Origin of the sequence: Chengkuizengella axinellae (assembly GCF_030730905.1) — a bacterium.
GTDB lineage: Bacteria > Bacillota > Bacilli > Paenibacillales > KCTC-33759 > Chengkuizengella > Chengkuizengella axinellae.
In genome coordinates, this window is record NZ_JAVAMP010000007.1 from 96,917 (window position 1) to 116,866 (window position 19,950).

General features: G+C 34.8%; 22 protein-coding genes. 3 read left to right on the forward strand and 19 right to left on the reverse strand.

Annotation, left to right across the window (positions count from 1 at the left end; genetic code table 11):
* Window positions 1–525 precede the first annotated feature (525 nt).
* From Q5Y73_RS14520 to coxB, 11 genes are all read right to left on the reverse strand, one after another.
* Window positions 526–1,077, reverse strand: a complete 552-nt coding sequence (locus Q5Y73_RS14520) for a TVP38/TMEM64 family protein (protein WP_305992631.1) — start codon at window positions 1,075–1,077, stop codon at window positions 526–528.
* Window positions 1,078–1,303: 226 nt separating this feature from the next.
* On the reverse strand, window positions 1,304–1,990 hold the full coding sequence (locus tag Q5Y73_RS14525) for a hypothetical protein (RefSeq protein ID WP_305992632.1): 687 nt from the start codon (window positions 1,988–1,990) through the stop codon (window positions 1,304–1,306).
* Window positions 1,983–2,861 carry an ABC transporter ATP-binding protein gene (locus Q5Y73_RS14530; RefSeq protein WP_305992633.1) on the reverse strand — a complete coding sequence of 293 codons (879 nt, stop codon included), beginning with the start codon at window positions 2,859–2,861 and terminating at the stop codon, window positions 1,983–1,985. Before Q5Y73_RS14530 ends, Q5Y73_RS14525 begins: the two co-directional genes overlap by 8 nt.
* Window positions 2,862–2,867: 6 nt before the next feature.
* A complete protein-coding gene (locus tag Q5Y73_RS14535) occupies window positions 2,868–3,245 on the reverse strand; it encodes a GntR family transcriptional regulator (RefSeq protein WP_371320216.1) in 378 nt (125 codons plus the stop codon).
* Window positions 3,246–3,442: 197 nt separating this feature from the next.
* A complete protein-coding gene (locus Q5Y73_RS14540) occupies window positions 3,443–4,747 on the reverse strand; it encodes an ABC transporter permease (protein WP_305992635.1) in 1,305 nt (434 codons plus the stop codon).
* Window positions 4,740–5,645 carry an ABC transporter ATP-binding protein gene (locus Q5Y73_RS14545; protein ID WP_305992636.1) on the reverse strand — a complete coding sequence of 302 codons (906 nt, stop codon included), beginning with the start codon at window positions 5,643–5,645 and terminating at the stop codon, window positions 4,740–4,742. Before Q5Y73_RS14545 ends, Q5Y73_RS14540 begins: the two co-directional genes overlap by 8 nt.
* A gap of 201 nt (window positions 5,646–5,846) precedes the next feature.
* Window positions 5,847–6,764 (reverse strand): cytochrome c oxidase assembly factor CtaG, encoded by a 918-nt coding sequence (ctaG, locus tag Q5Y73_RS14550; RefSeq protein WP_305992637.1) that lies wholly within the window; start codon window positions 6,762–6,764, stop codon window positions 5,847–5,849.
* Between the two features lie 283 nt (window positions 6,765–7,047).
* Window positions 7,048–7,368: a cytochrome C oxidase subunit IV family protein gene (locus Q5Y73_RS14555; protein ID WP_305992638.1), complete on the reverse strand. Its 321-nt coding sequence runs from the start codon at window positions 7,366–7,368 to the stop codon at window positions 7,048–7,050.
* Window positions 7,369–7,372: 4 nt separating this feature from the next.
* Window positions 7,373–7,990 carry a cytochrome (ubi)quinol oxidase subunit III gene (locus Q5Y73_RS14560; protein ID WP_305992639.1) on the reverse strand — a complete coding sequence of 206 codons (618 nt, stop codon included), beginning with the start codon at window positions 7,988–7,990 and terminating at the stop codon, window positions 7,373–7,375.
* A gap of 2 nt (window positions 7,991–7,992) precedes the next feature.
* The gene (ctaD, locus tag Q5Y73_RS14565) at window positions 7,993–9,831 is read right to left on the reverse strand and encodes a cytochrome c oxidase subunit I (RefSeq protein ID WP_305992733.1); all 1,839 of its coding nucleotides are present in this window, start codon (window positions 9,829–9,831) and stop codon (window positions 7,993–7,995) included.
* A 72-nt stretch (window positions 9,832–9,903) separates the two neighbouring features.
* On the reverse strand, window positions 9,904–10,848 hold the full coding sequence (gene coxB, locus Q5Y73_RS14570) for a cytochrome c oxidase subunit II (RefSeq protein WP_305992640.1): 945 nt from the start codon (window positions 10,846–10,848) through the stop codon (window positions 9,904–9,906).
* Window positions 10,849–11,282: 434 nt separating this feature from the next.
* Between coxB and Q5Y73_RS14575 the strand changes: the two genes are divergently transcribed.
* The 3 genes from Q5Y73_RS14575 (at window position 11,283) to Q5Y73_RS14585 (ending at window position 13,178) form a co-directional block, all read left to right on the forward strand.
* Window positions 11,283–11,945 (forward strand): hypothetical protein, encoded by a 663-nt coding sequence (locus tag Q5Y73_RS14575; protein WP_305992641.1) that lies wholly within the window; start codon window positions 11,283–11,285, stop codon window positions 11,943–11,945.
* Window positions 11,946–12,126: 181 nt separating this feature from the next.
* Window positions 12,127–12,330, forward strand: coding sequence for a PLDc N-terminal domain-containing protein (locus Q5Y73_RS14580; protein ID WP_305992642.1), 204 nt, complete (start codon window positions 12,127–12,129; stop codon window positions 12,328–12,330).
* 38 nt (window positions 12,331–12,368) lie between these two features.
* Window positions 12,369–13,178 carry a Cof-type HAD-IIB family hydrolase gene (locus Q5Y73_RS14585; RefSeq protein WP_305992643.1) on the forward strand — a complete coding sequence of 270 codons (810 nt, stop codon included), beginning with the start codon at window positions 12,369–12,371 and terminating at the stop codon, window positions 13,176–13,178.
* Between the two features lie 73 nt (window positions 13,179–13,251).
* On the opposite strand, the gene glsA is transcribed toward Q5Y73_RS14585, so the two are convergent.
* The 8 genes from glsA to Q5Y73_RS14625 form a co-directional block, all read right to left on the reverse strand.
* Window positions 13,252–14,175, reverse strand: coding sequence for a glutaminase A (glsA, locus tag Q5Y73_RS14590; protein ID WP_371320220.1), 924 nt, complete (start codon window positions 14,173–14,175; stop codon window positions 13,252–13,254).
* Window positions 14,176–14,179: 4 nt separating this feature from the next.
* Window positions 14,180–14,413: a hypothetical protein gene (locus Q5Y73_RS14595; protein ID WP_305992645.1), complete on the reverse strand. Its 234-nt coding sequence runs from the start codon at window positions 14,411–14,413 to the stop codon at window positions 14,180–14,182.
* A 147-nt stretch (window positions 14,414–14,560) separates the two neighbouring features.
* Window positions 14,561–15,277: a hypothetical protein gene (locus Q5Y73_RS14600; protein ID WP_305992646.1), complete on the reverse strand. Its 717-nt coding sequence runs from the start codon at window positions 15,275–15,277 to the stop codon at window positions 14,561–14,563.
* On the reverse strand, window positions 15,274–16,365 hold the full coding sequence (locus Q5Y73_RS14605; RefSeq protein WP_305992647.1) for a hypothetical protein: 1,092 nt from the start codon (window positions 16,363–16,365) through the stop codon (window positions 15,274–15,276). Before Q5Y73_RS14605 ends, Q5Y73_RS14600 begins: the two co-directional genes overlap by 4 nt.
* Window positions 16,358–16,804, reverse strand: a complete 447-nt coding sequence (locus Q5Y73_RS14610) for an anti-sigma factor (protein WP_305992648.1) — start codon at window positions 16,802–16,804, stop codon at window positions 16,358–16,360. Before Q5Y73_RS14610 ends, Q5Y73_RS14605 begins: the two co-directional genes overlap by 8 nt.
* The gene (locus tag Q5Y73_RS14615; protein ID WP_305992649.1) at window positions 16,801–17,316 is read right to left on the reverse strand and encodes an RNA polymerase sigma factor; all 516 of its coding nucleotides are present in this window, start codon (window positions 17,314–17,316) and stop codon (window positions 16,801–16,803) included. Before Q5Y73_RS14615 ends, Q5Y73_RS14610 begins: the two co-directional genes overlap by 4 nt.
* Window positions 17,317–17,491: 175 nt before the next feature.
* Entirely contained in the window at window positions 17,492–18,958 is a 1,467-nt protein-coding gene (locus Q5Y73_RS14620; protein WP_305992650.1) for a nucleoporin-interacting protein, read from the reverse strand.
* A gap of 13 nt (window positions 18,959–18,971) precedes the next feature.
* Window positions 18,972–19,937, reverse strand: coding sequence for an FTR1 family iron permease (locus Q5Y73_RS14625; RefSeq protein ID WP_305992651.1), 966 nt, complete (start codon window positions 19,935–19,937; stop codon window positions 18,972–18,974).
* Window positions 19,938–19,950: the final 13 nt, after the last annotated feature.

The window sequence follows — 19,950 nt, forward strand, 5'->3', positions numbered from 1 at the left end:
TCCCTATAAACCACCGACATAAGTGGAGATTGTCCATAAATTCAAGACTAGTCCAATATGAAGATGAATATACAAAAAAAGCCTTATCATCCTCAAGGGACGAAAGACCGCGGTACCACCCTATTTAAAAACAAAACTGCAACAGAATCCATAAACAGTATTGCTTTTCACTCAAACATGATAACGGTTTGAAAACCGGTAACTTCTTTCAATGAAACAGTCCTTAATATTAAATACTCGACCCGGGTCAGACCGTTTCAAATTTTCCAAAGCCGACTCCGGAGTGAACTTCAGCGACTACTTTCCAAGGCTTGCTTTCAGTCTGTGGCTTGCCCTCCCTGTATGGTGCATCTTCGCTTACTCTTTCCATCAACGTCTTTAAACTTTGTATGAGATTGTAATTGAAGCTTATTATAACGAATAACAAATGAGATTTCAACTATACAATTTAAAGCGTTTAATTATTAGTATGGTAATGCTTTAAATTAACAATGTGTAGTTGTATTTTTAGTTTAGTTGCTCTATTCATTTCCACTTCCTTTTTTTTAACACAAAATAAATCATAATGATCATAACCAATGTAACGATTAGATTTACATACCGTTCTTGAATATAAAACAAATCATAACCTATCATCGATTCAACCAAAACAGTTGGTATTTTACCAATAAATGTAACAAGTAAAAAATCCAAAAACCTCATCCCAACAGCCGCAGCTGCAAACGTAGCAGCTCCTGACGGCACCATTGGTGCAAGCCTTGCTGATAATAAAACAATTGCTTGTTTCTTTCTGGTTATTCCCTGCAGCTTCTTTACCCATTTCCAAGAAAGCTGATCCCCTTTCCACTTTCTTAGCCCCCAACGGTATACGGTATAGGCTGCACCTGCTCCAAGTGTTTCTCCAATAACTGATATAAATACGCCATAAACAGGACCAAACACTACCACATTGGCACCAGAAAGAAAAAGGGATGGCAATATACCCACAACACCGATGATCATATTAATGATTAAACTGATTAGAACAGCCCACACGCCAAATTCACGAAGCCATTCCGCTGCTGTTTCAACTTCCAACATGTCACTTCCCTTTCAGACATTACCATTTCCTAAGGTCTTTCTAAAGCCATTTTTTTGTCACGATCTCCTAGCTGCTGCAATACCCACTATGACACCCAAGTTCACCCACAAACTTTGCATCAGCTCAGCCATGAACCAACCATGATACATCAGTATATCCTATACTAATCTGCCTTTCAAAGGGAAATAGAATCCCTCTGAAAGTTAGACTCTCTTTGACCTATTAAACTTCCCTTCTTTTCGTAAACCACCATCCACTATAGAAAAATATTAAAATAAATGCAATGTTAAGCGCCAAGCCAATCCATATTGAAGGATTAGAAAATACTATAGATAACCCTTTTCCCAATGCATTTCTTAACTCACCTATAGACACGCTTATTGGGATTCCTACAGCTAACACAATGTATAACAAAATCCCTATCATGTGATTAAAACAGGAAAATAACAATGTGATAAACGAAACTATCAATAAGTATGCAAAGAATTGATAAAGGAAACTACCTAGTGTTCCATATTGATCCCAATTGAATATTTCAACGATGTTATAGTAAAAAATATTTTCACTCAAAAAAGAGTTTTCAAATGGAATCCAAACCGTGTTAAACAAAGAAAATATAGCAGCCATAGCAACATAAGTAAATATAATGCCACTGTAATACTCTTTTCTTGTTGCTCCGAGACTCATAATTCTTTTATAAAAATAGATTGGCCATATCGCAGATATAACAAATAAATAACTAGCAATGATGTTTGCAATGGAAGCAGATGTCATTATACCTCCAGCGTTAAAAATGTTATTTAATGTAAAGTTTGTGATAGATACCAACACAAGGGTTATAGCAAAAATTAAAAAGGGAAATTTGATAATTCCATAACTAATCTTCACTATATTAAATGATCTACTCATGTTTATCCCCTCCCATACAATAATAAGAAAAGAACTTTTGCAGAGACATTCCTTCTACAGATAATTCCAATTCCTCTGCCTCCATTATTTCTTGCTTGCTCATCGTATTAAAAACAGCTGCTATTGTAATTTTTCCATGTTGATCTTTATGAATGACATTTTTATGTTTCAAAATAGACTCAACCACATCGCTTTTTCCTGATACAAAATAAGATTTATTTCTTATGGTGTCCATGTCATCAAATAATTTGATTGAACCTGTCTCCAAAATCATAACTTTCTCAACAACCTTTGATATTTCATCAATTAAATGTGTAGACATCAATATCGTTCTTGGATGTTCAGCATAATCCTTCAACAAAATATCATAAAATTTCTCCCTCATCACTGCATCCAAACCTAAAAGGGGTTCATCAAAAATAGTGATTGGCGCTCTACTTGCAAGTCCTATCATGATCCCAACGGTTGATTTCATACCTCTGGACAGCTTTTTAAACTTTTTGTTAGGATCTAATTCAAACTGTCTTAAGAGCTCATTTGCAAAATTCCAATCCCAATGCTCATAGAATGGTGCAGCAAAATTTAACAATTGAATAACCTTAGATTCTTCAAAAAACTGGTGATTATCTTTGATATAACATATTTCTTGCAAAGAATCTCCTTTATTTAAGGTTTTCCCAAAACCTTTAATTTCACCAGAGTCGGGGAATTTATGACCAGTTAACAAATTTAATAAGGTTGTTTTGCCCGCGCCATTTCGACCAAGCAATCCATAGATTGTATTTTCCTCAAGTTTGATACTTAGATTTCTTACCGCTTTTGTTTTTCTGTAATTCTTTATTACGTTTTTTGTTTCCAAAACTGTTTGCATTTCAAATCAGCTCCTATCACCATTTTTGATCATTTTGATGACATCATCTGTTGTTAATTCAATCTTCCCTGCTTCATTCAGTAATTTCATCACATAGTCACGATAAAAAGAATCTTTTCTTTTCGTGAGGATCTTTTCCTTTGCGCCCTCAGCTACAAACATTCCCAACCCTCTCCTTTTGTACAAAATTCCTTCTTCAACCAACAAATTAATTCCTTTAACCGCAGTAGCAGGATTAATCTGAAATGTTTTTGCGAATGCTGTAGTTGACATGACCTGTTCGTTTTCACCATATGTTTTATTTAAAATATCATCTTCAATCATTTCAGCTATTTGTTGAAAAATGGGCTGCCCTTCATCAAAGCTAGCCTTCAATATAATCACCCTCTAATTAGAATCAAAACCACTTTTCCCTAATTGGTTAATTACTCATGTAACTAACTATATAACTATTGGTTTGATTTGTCAAATTATAAATTAAAAAATTAGAAATATACCTACGGATCTATCATCAGATAAAACAAAAAAAGCCCCAGTTGAGGCTCCTAAGTATTATTCAATTCAAACTTATTTCAATTTCATTACACCTTAAAAGCTTTCATCGCTTTACGCAATTCTTTAATAGATGGTCTCTTCCCATACATCAACACACCTGTACGATAGATCTTTGCTGACAGCCAACCAACACCTAATATGGAAACAAGTAATATTCCGATAGAAAGCCAAATTTCCCATCCTGCAGGATCACCAGCACCAATGCGAAGCGCCATCACAAACGGGGTGAAAAATGGAATAAATGAAGACCAAGTCACTAGTGCTGAATCCGGAGAACCTATACTAAAGATTGCAATATAAAATCCTGCTATAGATGTAAAAGTAACCGGCATGATCGCTTGACCTAAATCTTCTGTTCGACTTACGATAGAACCCACCGCAGCAAACAAAGTTGCGTATAAAAAGAATCCCATAAAGTATAACAAAACAACATAAAACAGGATGCCTAGAATCAATCCCATATTCACTGTACTCATATCTAAATTGATTTGGTCCATTACATTAACGTTATGAGGCATCATGATATTTACCCATATCACCGCAACAAATATGATGATCTGACTTATACTCACAATAAACATTCCAATAATTTTACCGAACATTTGAGTTAACGAAGGGACAGAGGTTACTAAAATTTCCATCACTCTTGAGCTTTTTTCTGTTGTAATTTCAGTTGCAATCAATTGACCAGAAATCATAATTCCCATAAAAAGAAGAATGATAGCTGCATAAGAGATAAATACTGACAGCTTCTCTTCCGATTCATTTTTCTTCTCTTCTTTTACTATCCCTTCACTGGTATCCGTTAATACTAAACTTTCAATACTTACAGGAGACAACAATATATTTTGCTCATCACTTGATAACCCTAATTGTTTTGATACCGCATCTGTTTTTATATTTTTAAAAACATTCTGCAATTCTGATTGGAGGTTGAATCCTAATTCACTTTGCCCGGTATACATGACGATCGGAAAACCATCTACTTCTTCATTTTTCAAATGAATGAAACCTTCTATTTCACCATTTTCCATCTTAGTCATAGCTAATTTTTCATTTTCTTGGGAGGTCTCTTTTTCTCCAATTAGTATAATTTCAACATCTTGACTGTCCTGTTGTTGATAGTAGTCCTGAACACTGTTAGGAATATTTGAATCATCTTCTATAAAGCCAATCTTTGTTGGTTCATCAGAAGAAAAAATAGTTACAAAGTAAGGAATATTGATTCCAATCGTCATAATGACTGCGATAATTAGTGTGGTTATAATAAATGCTTTCGTTTTCATTTTATTTCGTATCGTGAATCCAGCCACAGTAAACAATTTATTCATTGCTCTCACCCCCTACAACCTTAATGAAAATTTCATTTAATGTTGGTTCTAGGATCTCAAAACGAGTAACGTTCCCTTGTTCCATGGCCATCTTTAATACTTCTTGTGCTGCCCCATCATCTGATATCTTCACTTCATAACCGAAAGATTGTTTTACAACAGATTTCACACCTGGAATAGAAGGCAAATCAGAAATCTCATGATCTACACCTAAGATCACTCTTTCTTTTGGATATGTATTTTTTATTTTTTTAATATCTCCTTTAAGTACCGTTTTGGATCTGTGCAAAATGGATATACGATTGCATAATTCCTCTACATGTTCCATTCGATGAGTAGAAAACAAAATACAAGTCCCTTTATCTCTCAAATCCTTTACTGCTTTTTTGAGTAATTCCACATTCACAGGATCAAGACCACTGAAAGCCTCATCCAAAATTAAAAATTCAGGATCGTGAATGACGGAGGCTATGAATTGTATTTTCTGCTGATTTCCCTTCGATAGCTCTTCTATCTTTTTGTTATAATATTCTGTAATTTCAAACTGTTCAAGCCAGTCTTTTAGATTTTTATCCGCTTTTTTCTTTGAGAAACCTCTTAATTGAGCTAAATACAATAATTGATCGTTAACCTTTACTTTTGGATATAATCCTCTTTCTTCTGGCAGATAACCCAGCTTACTAGTCATTTTCTCATTAAATTTTTTTCCATTATATAAAATTTTACCTTCATCAGGATATATTAATCCTAACACCATTCGCATTGTTGTTGTTTTCCCTGCCCCATTGGCTCCTAACAAACCATAAATTTCACCATGAGAAACGGATAATTCCATCTGATCAACAGCTGTTTTAGCTCCAAAGTTCTTCGATATTTCCTCTAACTTTAAGGCCTTCATGCAAAAGACTCCTTTCCACTTCATAAACTTTACCATCAAATAATCAAATTTGTTGAAACATTGAATTTGTAAAAGTTATACATTCTTAATCTATAAAAAAACGACCAAAAGAATGCTAAAATGTCCATTACAAAAATGTACATTTTATATTCTCTTAATCGTTTTTTACGTCAAAAGATCAATTAAGTTTCATAACTAAGATTAAACACGTTGACCATGCCTGTTTAATAAACGTTCTTCTACGTCATTTGCAGCATTTTTCTTTTTCTCTTTAGCATACCATTGACGGAATGTGTATAGTAAAAATCCACCATACATAAACTCTTGAATTAATTTCATAATCACACCGCCAAGCTGTTGATCCTCTACAGGTTTTGTAAAGGCAAAAGCTTGAGGACCTGAGAATAAATTCAAAATTTCTGTTGAACTAGCAGGGAAACAATATCCTAATGCTTGAGCCCAAATCGTGGGATCAGTAAACGACCCGTAAATGGATGTACGTGAAAATATAATCAATGCACATGCTGGAGTGAGCAAAGCCCCATTTAAAAAGATGTATCCCATCTTTTTCACGCCCCATATATTATCCATTTCAGGGACTGGACATACTATCGGCCACCACATCATCATTGAAGCAACAAATAATAGAATGTAATAAGCTGTATGCACATTATAATGAGTCATAACAAAATCATGAACCATTGGAATGTGATAAATCGAAAAGGCTACATTAAAGAAAAGTACTGTAAAGATGGGATGAAGCAAAAATGTACTTTTTTTAATCCATTTCAAATTAAAAAAGGCTCTTAGAAACCAAGCTGGCAATCCTAGAATAAGAAACGGAGGTGCAACCAAGTACACAACGGACATCATGATCATATGTCCTGTAAAAGTTAAATGAGCTAATATGTCGAGTGGTCCCCCATGTGATAGATATACAAGGAATAAACCGAATAAAAATGATACTTTTTGGGTAAACTTTACTGGTTTTGAATCTTTGAAACGCTCTCTACCAGGACCCACCAACCATAAATACAAAGTTGCAATAAATAAGCTGAACATTAAAAACAATGGGCTCCAAACCGCACTAAAACCAAATTGTTCGACTAAACCAAACATAAAGCATCCCTTTCTCTGTACCCCAAAAAGTGAAGAAACAGCTGTAAATCCCAGTTCTTAGAAACTGTTGTCGACGTTGTCCACATGGATTTAGCGTGGTTTTAGTCGAGCGATTCCTTTTGTGAGGTCCTTAAGTAATAATATTTTGAAAAAAATTCATAAAGTTGAAAAAATAAGGTCAAATAAGAATCCATATTTTACATAAAATAGTGAATATATGCTCTTTGTTTTTAAAAAAAGGAGCAAATCTTTAAATTTGCTCCTAATTGTATTGCTCTTACTCCTACCACCAAACCCAATATACTGCCATAATAAATGCGGTTATAGCTACAAATGCACCTGTAGCCAGGAACAAAATTTGAAAGAAATGACCACGATCTTTCATATGCATCCAAAACGCTAATTGGATTACGGCTTGAAAAACAGCTAATATAACGATAAAGATTTTAATGAAAGTTGCATCTAATGCTGAATTTGCAACTGCCATAAATGCAAGCAATGTTAAAAAGATTGAAATTCCAAACGCGATAATATGATTCCTTGGTCCTTCATGAATTCTGCCGCGTTTAACTCTATCCTGTACTTGTTCTTGATTAGCTTCCATCTTATTAACCTACCTTCCCCATAAGATATACAATGGTAAAGATAAATACCCAAACAACATCGATAAAGTGCCAGTACAATGATGCTACGTAAATCTTAGGTGCTGTCACAGTAGTTAAACCCTTTTTCTTGATTTGAAGCATAAGTAGTGAGATCCATAAAACCCCTAATGCTACGTGAGCTCCGTGAAACCCAACTAAAGCATAAAACGATGAGCTAAAAGCACTAGTCGTAAATCCAAATCCATCATGAGCAACATACTCGTAAAACTCATATATCTCTAACACTAAAAATCCTAATCCTAAAACAACCGTTACACCTAACCAAGTTAACATATTTTTTATGTTTTTATGGTGCATTGCTTGAATTGCAAAAACACTTGTCAAACTACTAGTCAATAAGATAAAAGTAGCTATTGCAGTAATGCTTAATGAAAATAACTCTATTCCAGTCGGTCCATCCAAAACACTGTTTCTTAATGCGATGAATGTTGCAAATAAAGTACCGAAAAGAACGGTTTCTCCACCTAAAAACAACCAAAACCCTAATACTTTATTTCTGCCTTCTAATGTCGCCTTTTCCGGTTCAGGAGGCAGTTTATCTAAATGAGCTGCTTGACTCATGATTAACCCTCCTTCTGCAATTCTTCAACCTCTATATGATAACCGTGATCATCATATACAGATCTTAAGAACATACAAACTAATGTGATAGCTAAACCAAAGATTGCAATAATATTATAACCAAACAGATTATTCATAAACGCACTTTCAAATTCATATCCACGATACATAAAACCGAAACCTGCTATAAATAGTCCAAGTGACATAAAGAACGGTAATATTGATGGTGATGGCATATGAATTGGACCTAATGGTTCTGCAGGAGTCATTTCTTTTTTACCATCCATTTTTTCCAACCAGAATGCATCTAAACCTCTAACTAATGGTAATTGTTTAAAGTTATACTCTGGTGATGGTGATGCAATTGACCACTCCAATGTACGTCCATCCCATGGATCTGCTGGAGCTTTAGGTCCTTTAATAGAGATGATTGCGTTGATCAAAATCACGATCACACCCGCAGCCATGAAAAAGGCACCAATTGAACTTACAAAGTTTGCAGTATCCCATCCTTGATTAGGCAAGTAAGTGAATACACGTCTAGGCATTCCCCATAATCCTAAGAAATGTTGAATAAAGAACGTTAAATGGAAACCAATAAAGAATAACCAGAAACTCCATTTACCTAATGTTTCGTTCAACATACGACCAAACATCTTTGGCCACCAATAGTATGCTGCAGCAAGCAAACTAAGTACGATTCCACCAACAATGACGTAATGGAAATGTGCTACGACAAAATAACTATCATGAAACTGGAAATCCGCTGGAGGAATAGCTAACATTACACCTGTTACTCCACCCATTACAAAAGTCGGTATAAATGATGTTGCATATAACATCGCAGTCGTAAACTGAATTTTACCGCCCCAGATTGTAAATAACCAGTTAAATACTTTAATTCCCGTTGGAATGGCTATGAGCATCGTGGCGACCCCAAACAGGGCATTCGCAATATCCCCCATTCCTACAGTAAACATATGGTGCGCCCATACCATGAAGCTTAAAAATCCGATAAGTGCTGTTGCAAAAACCATAGAGCTATATCCAAACAAACGTTTTCTAGCAAATGTAGGTAAGATCTCTGATATCGCTCCGAATGCAGGAAGCACTAAGATATATACCTCAGGATGTCCGAAAATCCAGAAGATATGCTCCCATAAAATCGCATTACCACCTGTTGCAGTCACAAAGAAGTTCGCATCAAACAATCTGTCAAAAGAAATATAAATTAACCCTACAGCTAATGCTGGAAAAGCAAAAAGGATAATTCCAGATGTGATGAAAGAAGTCCAAGTAAATAGTGGCATTCTCATAAATGACATACCCGGCGCTCTCATATTAATAATTGTTACTAGGAAGTTAATCCCACCTACTAATGTTCCAATCCCTGCAATCTGTAACCCTATTGCATAATAATCCGAGCCTGTTCCACTAAATTCCTGTCCAGAGAGTGGTGCATAAGCAGTCCATCCGATGTCAGGAACCGTACCTGTAAACCAACTAATATTTAATAATACTCCTCCGAAGAAGAATGTCCAAAAACCCAATGAGTTCAAGAAAGGAAACGCAACGTCCCGCGCTCCTATCTGCAGTGGAACTACTGCATTCATTAATCCAAAAACCAATGGCATCGCTGCTAAGAAAATCATGGTTGTTCCATGCATGGTCATAACTTCATTATATGTTTGACCATCAAGAATATCGAAGGTTCCCTTTGGGAACATCAATTGAAGTCTGATCAAAAGCGCTTCAATTCCACCAATAACAAAGAACAAGCCACCCGCCGCGAAATAAAGTATTCCAATTTTTTTGTGATCGACGGTCGTGATCCAATCCATCAATCCTCTATACTTTTTAACCGAGTGCGCCACTATGTATTTCCTCCTCGTATCTTGTTAGTTCTTATAAATCTACTCGAGTTTGAGCGTTTTTAAATATTCAGCAATATCTTGATATTGCTCATCCTCTAAAAATAAACCTGGCATTTCTACCCTATCTCCCTTAAAGTATGCAGGGTCTCTGATCCATTTGTACACATTATCATCTGTCATTTCAAGAAATCCAGCGACAACTTCACGATCAGCAAATCCTTTAAGATTTGGCCCCAATCCTGGAGATCCTGCATCAATCGCATGACATGACATACAATTTTGTTTAAATAATTCTTCTCCAGATTGCACATCCGCACTAACAGTTGTGTTAGCTGGAGTTTGCATATCTTCTACCCATGCATTATAGTCTTCTTCACTAAGAACGATCACCTTGAAATCCATCAAAGCATGAGATTCTCCACAAAACTCTGCACATTTCCCTTTTAATACTCCCGGTTCAGCAGGAGTGTCTAAGTATAATTTATTGATCATTCCTGGGTTTGTATCCATTTTCCCACCCATTGCTGGAATCCAGAAGGAATGAATAACATCTGAAGAAGTCAATTCAAACTGAACTCTCTGATTAACTGGAAGTACTAAGTCCTGTGCTGTGTAAATGCCTAAATCTGGATATTCAAATTCCCACCAAAATTGATGCCCAGTTGCTTTTACTTGAATAACCTCTGGATCATCTGAGTAATCCACATCTTGTGAAAAAGTAAGTGCTACTGAAGGAACAGCTAGGATAAACAATAAAATCATTGGAATCACTGTCCAAATGATTTCTAGCTTATGGCTGCCTTCCACCTGCTTAGGAATTGTGTTATCACCTGGTTTACGGCGATACTTTACAATTGCATAAAAATATAAAACAAACACTACTACAGTTACTAAAATCATAATCCCTAAGGACAATAAAATAAGTCCGTATTGCTCTTCTGCAACGGATCCTTTAGGATCAATTGGATTCGATCCTTGTCCCACCAAACTACAGCCTGTTAATAATAAAGAAAATACCATTAACAAGGGGATTATACGTTTCCATAAATGCCACCGATTCACTGAATATCTACCCCGCTTCTAAGTTTTAATTGCTCTCATGGTCCAACTTTCTTCAAAAACATTGTTTTACCATGGATGGCTTTCCTTGTCAATAAACTTAATCACTTTATTAAATATAAATTCACCTTACATATTTGTCAATCTTCCTATAGAAGTTCACAAATTGTTCTTAAAAAAGATCCGTTTTTTTAAAAATTATACTCAACATACTTTTTTATGACCAACCTCTCATTGACTTTATTTCCAATTCCTATTTTTATTATGCGTATATGTATAATTCTTAGTCAGAAGTACAAACCTAAATTTAAAGACCCATATCTATTTTAAAAAAACATATATTTTTGGGGGGGTTTGTAATGAAAACAATGAAGACTACGTATTTTATCCACGCTTTAATCATCATGGCACTACTTACATCATGTAATTATAGAGAAGAATACACACAAAGCGAACAAAACTTAAATGAACGGACATTAAATGAAATGTCCAATATTAAGATGAAAAATGTACAAGGACAAGATGTAAAAACCATAGACGCTCACGAAAATACAAGCATTCGTTTCAGTCCCTTTACAGCTAAAGAAATTATGGACATTCCCGGCATCAGTCACTCCTATGTAATACTGACCAATCGAAATGCTTATGTTTCCCTTGTGTTAGATCATACAGCAACTGGCGGTTTTGCAAAAGGAAACATACATGAACAAAACAATTCTGGGAAATCTGACAACGGATATAATGAGAATGGCGGAATTACTTATACCAGTCCCAAAAATTTAGTTACAGATACAAATTCAAAATTTACTTTAGAAGATGAAAACAATATATCCAGCAGGTTAAAAGAAAAAGTGATTATGGAAGTGAAAAAGTTAAATCCTAGAGTGGATGAAATATATGTGTCTGCCAATCGCGCATTTGTAAATCAATTAAATGTATACGCTCAAAAAACCTGGAGAGGAAACTCATTAAAGCCTTATGTAAATGAATTTAATGAATCAGTAAAGATTTATTTCCAGTAACGATGTTTCTTTTTCATAAACCGCATAGCCCATTATTTTCTTCCAAGACAAGGTTATCCTACAAAATAGCTTTGTCTTTTTTTTTGAATAGTACATAAATCAGCATTTCACTTTTATGGAGAATTTAGTGTTATAATTGTGATTGAAAAGTGTTATGGACTTGTGTAGGGGAGGTCATTTTATGGAAGCTTTTGCAGGTGTGATGGTTTTATTTTTTCTTTTTGGACTTTTTTTATTGTTTCTAAATGTCATCACAAGTATTTGGGCATACAGAGATTCTGTAAGAAAAGGAAAATCGAAGGAATATGCAATTATAGTTTTAATTGGAACGATCTTTTTTCCTGTATTAGGTTTAATAATTTATTTAGTCATTAGGAACGACTAGCAATAAAAGAGATATACTTGGAGGGAGACCATACTGAAATGAAATATAAAATGGTAGCAATTGATGTTGATGATACACTAATTAATGATGACAGAATCGTTACAGAAGCTACAAAAGAAGCTTTATTTAAAGCTGTAGAACAAGATGTTGTGATCACTTTGGCAACAGGAAGAATGTTTGCTTCTGCTAAACAAATTGCCACACAAATTAATTTAAACGTTCCTATCATCACATATCAAGGATCACTTGTTAAAAATTTGTTGGATGAAGAAATCATTTATGAACGTTCAGTTCCACAATCGGTTAGTGAATATATTATTAAATATGCTGAGAAAAACAAACATCATCTTCAGGTTTATCATGGAGATGAATTATACGTAAAAGAAGATAATGACCTTGTAAAAGAATATGCTATGGTTTCTAAGGTCCCATATAAAGTTGAAACTGATTTTCCAAGCCTTGCTTCAAAACCCTTAACAAAGCTGCTAATTATCAATCATCCAGAGATCATAGATCAAATAGCAGAAGAACTGCAAAAGGAAATTGGGGATCAGGTTCACGTTACAAAATCTAAACCGTACTTTTTAGAGATTGTGCATAAGGAAGCAACAAAGGGACATGCCCTTCAGTTCTTAGCAAAACACTACGGATGTGATATTTCTGAAGTGATTGCTATTGGAGACAGCTGGAATGATCACGAAATGTTAGAAGTTGCAGGTCTTGGGGTAGCTATGGGAAATGCTATCCCTACACTTAAAGAAATTGCAAATTTTGTCACACTTAGCAATAATGAGGACGGAGTTAAACACGTCATTGATAAATTCATCTTAAATGAAGCCAAGGTATAAATGTTCTGAAAAAACCGCCCATATGGTCACTTTTGAATGGGCGGTTATTCTATTGTTATGTATATCATTATGATTAAAAGATCGTTAGATCCCACTCTTCTGATAAACGGGTTAACAGTCTTATTCCAGCAATACTGTTTCCTTTACGATCTAGTGCTGGACCTATTACTCCAATTCCCATATTAGGAGCAACGGCTAGAATACCTCCGGACACTCCGCTCTTTGCAGGAATACCAGCTTCAATCGCAAATTCTCCTGAAGCATTATACATACCACAAGTAATCATGAACGTTTTCGCAATTTGAACATATCGCTTTGGAATCAGTTGCTCTGAAGTTTCAGGGTCTTTCCCACCATTAGCTAAAATCATACCCATTCGAGCTAAGTTTGTGCAGCTTGTTTCAATCGCACATTGTTTAAAGTATACCTCTAAATGCTCTTCTACATCTCCTTCTAATATCCCATTATCCTTTAACAAATGTGCTAGCGCTCTATTTCGATGTGCTGTATGATTCTCAGAATGATACACCTTTTCATTATAATAAATAGAGTCATCTCCACTCAATTTTTGAATAAATGATAAAATACGTTCAAAACGCTCATTTACATTATCCCCTTCAATGAAGGAAGTAACTGTAATGGCTCCTGCATTAATCATAGGATTAAAAGGTTTTCCAGGTGTTACAATCTCAAGCTTCATTAAGGAGTTATACATATCCCCTGTAGGCTCCATTCCTACTTTTTCAAAAACTTGCTGCTCTCCGCGATCTATCAAAGCCAGTAATAATGCAAACACTTTTGAAATACTTTGAAGTGTGAATTTAGGCATACATTCCCCAGCTGTCACAGGATCCTTTCCAACCTCGTGCACTGTAATGCCTAATAAATCTCCTGAGACTTTTGACAATTCAGGAATATAACTCGCCACTTTTCCTTCATTGCACTGATTTCTACTTTCTCTTATTAATGGTTCTAAGATTGAATAATCCATGCACATCACCCTAATTTTCTTCATTTTCAATACGAGACATATAATCATTGTAAAGTTGATCATCATTTTTCACAACTTTTCTGATTATTCTTGTTTCTTGGGCAATAGGATCTAATTCCGTTTGTTGTCTAATTTCATACTTAGAGTGGATGTGATCCACAGCAGCATCTTCAGCGTTTTCTGTTTGATACTCACCTTCAGTTAGAACTTCAGTCACTTTTTCTTCTATTTTTCTTTTTTTCATTGTGCTATTATTCCCCCTTGGTTGTTCCCTTTATTTTTCCCAAATCACTTTTAATTATTTGAAACTCACCTATCGATCACTTTTATTTCCTAAATAAAAAAAGGATGTCGTGTTCCAATCCTGAACACCACATCCTAAACATTTACTCTATTCTTTATTCATCATTACAATATCCCAGTTCTCTATTTCACTTTCTGTCAACAACACAACATTTTGCTGTCTCGCATCCATTTCCACCTTTATATCCTCAGGTAAAACCAATGTGACTTCCATATAAAAATATTCACTAGCAAAACCATTTTTCCTAGGTGGGGTTTTCAAGGAAATATACAACGTATCTCCAACAGTATTTAAACTAACATAATCATCCGATTCTATTTTTATTTCTTCGTCTGCTGAACGTATGAATGCATTGCCAAATATATTTAGTTGGCTCTCTTTTGTTGAGTCAATTTGAATAGAATGATAATATGAATGCTTTGTCTGCAATACAACTCGATTGATTTCATCTGAAAGGGATTCTTCCACCTCTGGAAGCTCCTGATTGCTCTCCACCTCATTGATAACATATCGAACTTCTTCTATTAATCCCGTTGATGTAAATATGAAAAGCATGATACATAGTGTACCTATAAAACCAATAAACAAAATACTGAACACATCATATTTAACCACTGAATTTTCCTTTTTAGAAATGAATAAATAAATTAATATCTCTAGACCTATTAATATGATAATGAGCGGCCACCAAGTGAAAACAACATCTATAAGATCATAATCCCATATTTGAGATGAAAATAATACGATCCCCAAAAGAATTAAAGAACACGCCATGGATAATGTACCTACACGCCATTGTTTCATTTTCTTCCCCCATATTTTTTCTTCTTATTTCCTTTAAGTAATTTAATTCCTCCAACAATAAATAAAACAGAAATCAATGTAGTTTGAAAATATTGCCCAAATGTGTATCGTATATCAAAGTCTTGAACAACGTAGGTATCAATGTAATACAGAATCACTTCATCAAATAGATAATAAATTCCAAGCGCTAACAAACCGTATCCAAGCCACTTTTGATGATGAATAAACCAATCAAAAATTGGAGTATCCTCTAGTTCCTCATCTTCATTGTATTTAGAAACATTTTGCAAAGCATCAAAAAAACTATAGAACCATATGAGTGGTATAAAAAATAAAAATAGTGATAATCTTAAAACGTCAAGAATATATAGTGAAATTAAAAACCCTGCCATAAGTTGAAGTCCACGTTTTTGCAAACCTAAATACAAATGTCCTGCCCCAGGAAATATAGACAATAAGGTTGCTGCAACTTTACTCTTCTTCCCGGTTTCTCTCTGTCTTTCTAAATCTTCAAATACAGAACGATCCTCTAACTCTTCTCCTTTTTGTTTTCTGTTTAACATCTGAATACAATCAAACAAGCTATATAACCATATAACTGGCATTGCAGCTAAAAAGACAGCAAACGCTTCATTTATTACAACAGTTACGAACCCAATCATTGTAAATAAACCAAAAAATCCAGCTAAAAACGTCAAACCTCTATTCGTTAAACCTAATTGAAAATGTCCTAAACCAGGGATAAAAGAAAGCAAAATGGTGAAAAACCTTTCATTATGCTGATTATTACTTTTGTTCATAACACTATATCTACTCTCCTCTGTATATGATGGGTTCTCATATTTTGGCATAGAACTCAAGGTGATGATCATATCAATCATATTGACAGCGCCAGCCAATAAAGCAAGCATACCACCAAAAAAGAAAAAACCCTCATCATAACTTATAAAAGTTAAAACCAATCCTAAAAATAAGGAACCGAAAAATCCAGCTGCATATAAGAAAGCACGAACCTTACGCTCTAAATAAAGATGCCCTACACCAGGAATAAACGATAGAAAAAAAGCTAAACTTTTATTTTTATTCATTTTCTTGACCCCCTCTTAAATTTGTTGGTATCTCATTAAGAAAATCAGATACTTTGTGTGTCAAATGTTCTGAAATCGCTGTTCTTTGTTGTGATTCGTCTAATCGATGATGATCCTGCTGCATTGCTATACGCTCAAATACACCGGATGACATAAGAATTAAAGTAATGCTGGCTGCCACCACATATTGAAAGAAAGGTTTGTGAATGAAGTGCTGTTTTGTTTTATTTGGTTGAATGGATTCCATAACCTGTTTAGTAAATTGAGGTTCATCTTCAATCACAGGCAGATTCAAAGTCTGGTCCTCAATGCTCTGAGTGTATGTCTCCAAACACTGCTCACAGGTATATAAATGATCTTCATACTCCAATCGGTCTGTATCAGATACTTGATCGTTTATATAATTCAACCATTGTTGCTTTGTAAAATGTTCATTCATTTAAATTCCTCCTCCTTCCAATTTTTCCGGATCCATTTTTTTGCTCGATATAGCTTAGACTCTACACTCTTTACTTCTATCCCTTGATCTTTTGCTATTTCACGATATGTCTTATCCTGAATGTAATAAGCAAACATTACATCTCTATAATTTTCAGGCATTTCATTTAGTCTCGTTTTAACTAAATGTACTCTTTCTCTTTGAATAGACTCCATTTCTGTTACATTTCCGTGTGATATATGTTCAACCTTTTCTATCTCCGTTAAATCTTCTTTCTCTCTCTGTTTTTTACGTTTCAAATCAATCGCTTTATTTACAGCAACCCGTGACATCCACGTTTTAAACCCCTGATTTTTATACTGAGGGAGAGCATGATAAATGCGGATAAATACTTCTTGTGTCACATCTTCCGCATCCTTTTGGTGACGAAGAACGGAATATACAACTTGAAAGATATAAGTTTGATATTTTTCCATTAATTCTCGAAAAGCTTCTTGATCGCCGGCTATCACTTTTTCAATTATAACTTCATCTGTAATATCTGCTCCCCCCTCTCTGATGTAATAGACGCAACTAGTTAAAAGGAACCCTGCACTAAAAATTAAAAAAATTTTTTTATATGAAAAAAAACATCATACCATGTACTAAGTATGATGTGATTTATGTTTTAAAAATATCATTATAAGTTTATTTCCACTTATAAAGTGTAATTTCATAATAAACAGGATCAAATAATGGATTTGAATAAAATGTTTTTATAGGCGTAATTCGATGGCTTAGGTCACCAACCTGCTGTTCAAATCCTCTTAATACTTGTTCTGTCATCATTACCTCTTTATAGGGTGTTCTTTTAATTTCTTGTAAAAAATAATCATAAGTGAATACGCGTTGATGAGCATAAGGGGCCTTCAAATATTGAAAGACTCTAGTTTCTTCCCAAGTATATACGATAAAATCGCGTTCCTGAAGTGATAAAAAGTCGTTCAGCTGATAAACAGCAGGTTTTTCTTCGGCATAGCTTTTAACTAGATCTGCTCCATGAACTACTTGAAAAGCAATAGAAATAAGTACAATCATTAATAACATTTTTGATTTATAACTCTTTAACAAGTATTGAATCATCAAGAGCGCTATTGGACCAACTAGAGGTGAAATATGCCTAGGTTTGTCCAAATTTTGTGCAAATAAAGCCCACAAAAAATAACAAATCAACATCACTGCGAGAATCATAGAGAAATCATTCATCTTTATTCTTTTTACCTGAAAAACCTTGTAAATAATCAGTACGAGAAAAACAGAGGTAATTACAGCTAAAATAACCGATTGAGCGCTAAACCCTGTCCAATACAAATTATAAAATAATAATTGGATTATTCTAGAAACAATGGGGTCACTAGCAACATCGTAAGCCCCTCCCCAATCGGAAAAATGACCTGCTGTAAAAGATAAAGATAGCTGTATAAAACCATTTAAGCTTCCTTCTGACACAACGAGTCCAATCACCCATATACATTGAAACAGCACTAAAAAAAAGAACTGTATCCCGTACCTTCTTAACGAAGGACGTTCCCTTTTCAATTTCAACCACCAAAGCAACACAATTCCAACACCAAACACTAAATAAGACAAACGTATGCCCATTAAAACACTAAAGAGGAACAGAGGTAATAAAGAAATCCAAGTGCTTTTTTTATGTAAGGAATAATTTATACTCCAGATATACCACCATAACACCGCAATGGCTGCACCTTCAGACATCGGTTCTACACTCATTACAGATATATAACTAAAAGACAGCACAAAAAGAACTGCAACCAAACTCAGCTCTCTAGTTAACATTTTTCTGACCAGCATATATATTGGGACAGCTGAAAACATAGTCATCAGCACATTAAATAATACTAAAGCTTGAACAGGATCACTCACCCAACTATTTATCATCGTACCACCAAGAATAAAATACGGGTATCCTGGAAAATGTGGTTGCATAGCCAATAGGTCAAAACGGTCTAAAGCCAGTGCAAAGTCTACAATATCCCATGAACGAGCAAAAGACGAGATGTGCATGAATCTCCAGCTGAACATTCCAACGAAGATAAAAATTACAATCATGCTACTCGCCCATTTGATTTTATAATTATTAAATGGATTCATCATTTATCTAATCCTATATGTTGACAACTTTTTTACTGTGAACCACCTTAGCATCCTCTGCTTTACGCAAGTTTTTCTTCTCTGATGGTCTCTTCTCAGAAGATTTTGTCTCTGTATTTTCATTTCTTCTAGATTTCAATAATAACAGAATACCTGCAAAATAACCAAAATATACAAGAATCTCTTCAATGGATGGTGTAGCAGCATAACCTAATAATGCGGTGAAAAAGATACCAACATCACCAGAGATTAAAGGTTCGCTTCCAGTATCCCTCAAATATTGAGTATAATCTGTTGGATGTTCTGGCAAGAACCAAGTTAGATCATATACCTGCGGCATTACACTTCCGATGATTCCTACGTCCTGCATCATGCCAATACCTTGAACGAGCAATCCTGCAGCGATGATAATAATCATAGCTCCTGTAATTCTAAAGAACGTTTTTAATGGAATTCTCATTGTACCTTTAAAGAAGAAATAACTTACTCCGGCAGCAATTAGGATACCTGCCAGTGCTCCCCAGCTTTGTATCGCCTCTTGAATGTTACCGCCCGTGATTGCAGCAAAGAAAAATACCGTTTCAATACCTTCTCTTAATATAACGAGAAAGGAATGAACCACCATACCGATCACACTGCCTGCTGTAACGTAAGTTTTTAACTTCCCTTCAAGTTTTCCTTTCATATCTCGACTGTTTTTAGACATCCAGAATACCATATGGGTTAATAACATGGAGGAAATGAGCATAATGGAGATTTTAAGATATATTTGGCTTGCCATCATAGCAAAGCTTGTTAGCACTACTTGAAAAACAAAGGCTACACCTAAACTGGCAACCAAGGCCAAACCAGCACCCAACCATACATATTTTGTGTATTCGGGATGGTTCATTTTTTTGAGATAGGTAACAATAATACCTATAATTAGTAAAGCCTCTAATGTTTCCCTAAATGTAATCAGTAGTGCCTGCAGATCCATGTTGATTCCTCCC

Excerpts from the sequence above, each read along its gene's own strand:
- Q5Y73_RS14525 (WP_305992632.1), bottom strand. The coding sequence starts at position 1,990 with ATGAGTAGATCATTTAATATAGTGAAGATTAGTTATGGAATTATCAAA.
- Q5Y73_RS14530 (WP_305992633.1), bottom strand. The coding sequence starts at position 2,861 with ATGCAAACAGTTTTGGAAACAAAAAACGTAATAAAGAATTACAGAAAA.
- Q5Y73_RS14540 (WP_305992635.1), bottom strand. The coding sequence starts at position 4,747 with ATGAATAAATTGTTTACTGTGGCTGGATTCACGATACGAAATAAAATG.
- Q5Y73_RS14545 (WP_305992636.1), bottom strand. The coding sequence starts at position 5,645 with ATGAAGGCCTTAAAGTTAGAGGAAATATCGAAGAACTTTGGAGCTAAA.
- ctaG (WP_305992637.1), bottom strand. The coding sequence starts at position 6,764 with ATGTTTGGTTTAGTCGAACAATTTGGTTTTAGTGCGGTTTGGAGCCCA.
- Q5Y73_RS14555 (WP_305992638.1), bottom strand. The coding sequence starts at position 7,368 with ATGGAAGCTAATCAAGAACAAGTACAGGATAGAGTTAAACGCGGCAGA.
- Q5Y73_RS14560 (WP_305992639.1), bottom strand. The coding sequence starts at position 7,990 with ATGAGTCAAGCAGCTCATTTAGATAAACTGCCTCCTGAACCGGAAAAG.
- ctaD (WP_305992733.1), bottom strand. The coding sequence starts at position 9,831 with ATGGATTGGATCACGACCGTCGATCACAAAAAAATTGGAATACTTTAT.
- Q5Y73_RS14575 (WP_305992641.1), top strand. The coding sequence starts at position 11,283 with ATGAAAACAATGAAGACTACGTATTTTATCCACGCTTTAATCATCATG.
- Q5Y73_RS14580 (WP_305992642.1), top strand. The coding sequence starts at position 12,127 with ATGGAAGCTTTTGCAGGTGTGATGGTTTTATTTTTTCTTTTTGGACTT.
- Q5Y73_RS14585 (WP_305992643.1), top strand. The coding sequence starts at position 12,369 with ATGAAATATAAAATGGTAGCAATTGATGTTGATGATACACTAATTAAT.
- glsA (WP_371320220.1), bottom strand. The coding sequence starts at position 14,175 with ATGTGCATGGATTATTCAATCTTAGAACCATTAATAAGAGAAAGTAGA.
- Q5Y73_RS14595 (WP_305992645.1), bottom strand. The coding sequence starts at position 14,413 with ATGAAAAAAAGAAAAATAGAAGAAAAAGTGACTGAAGTTCTAACTGAA.
- Q5Y73_RS14600 (WP_305992646.1), bottom strand. The coding sequence starts at position 15,277 with ATGAAACAATGGCGTGTAGGTACATTATCCATGGCGTGTTCTTTAATT.
- Q5Y73_RS14605 (WP_305992647.1), bottom strand. The coding sequence starts at position 16,365 with ATGAATAAAAATAAAAGTTTAGCTTTTTTTCTATCGTTTATTCCTGGT.
- Q5Y73_RS14610 (WP_305992648.1), bottom strand. The coding sequence starts at position 16,804 with ATGAATGAACATTTTACAAAGCAACAATGGTTGAATTATATAAACGAT.
- Q5Y73_RS14620 (WP_305992650.1), bottom strand. The coding sequence starts at position 18,958 with ATGAATCCATTTAATAATTATAAAATCAAATGGGCGAGTAGCATGATT.
- Q5Y73_RS14625 (WP_305992651.1), bottom strand. The coding sequence starts at position 19,937 with ATGGATCTGCAGGCACTACTGATTACATTTAGGGAAACATTAGAGGCT.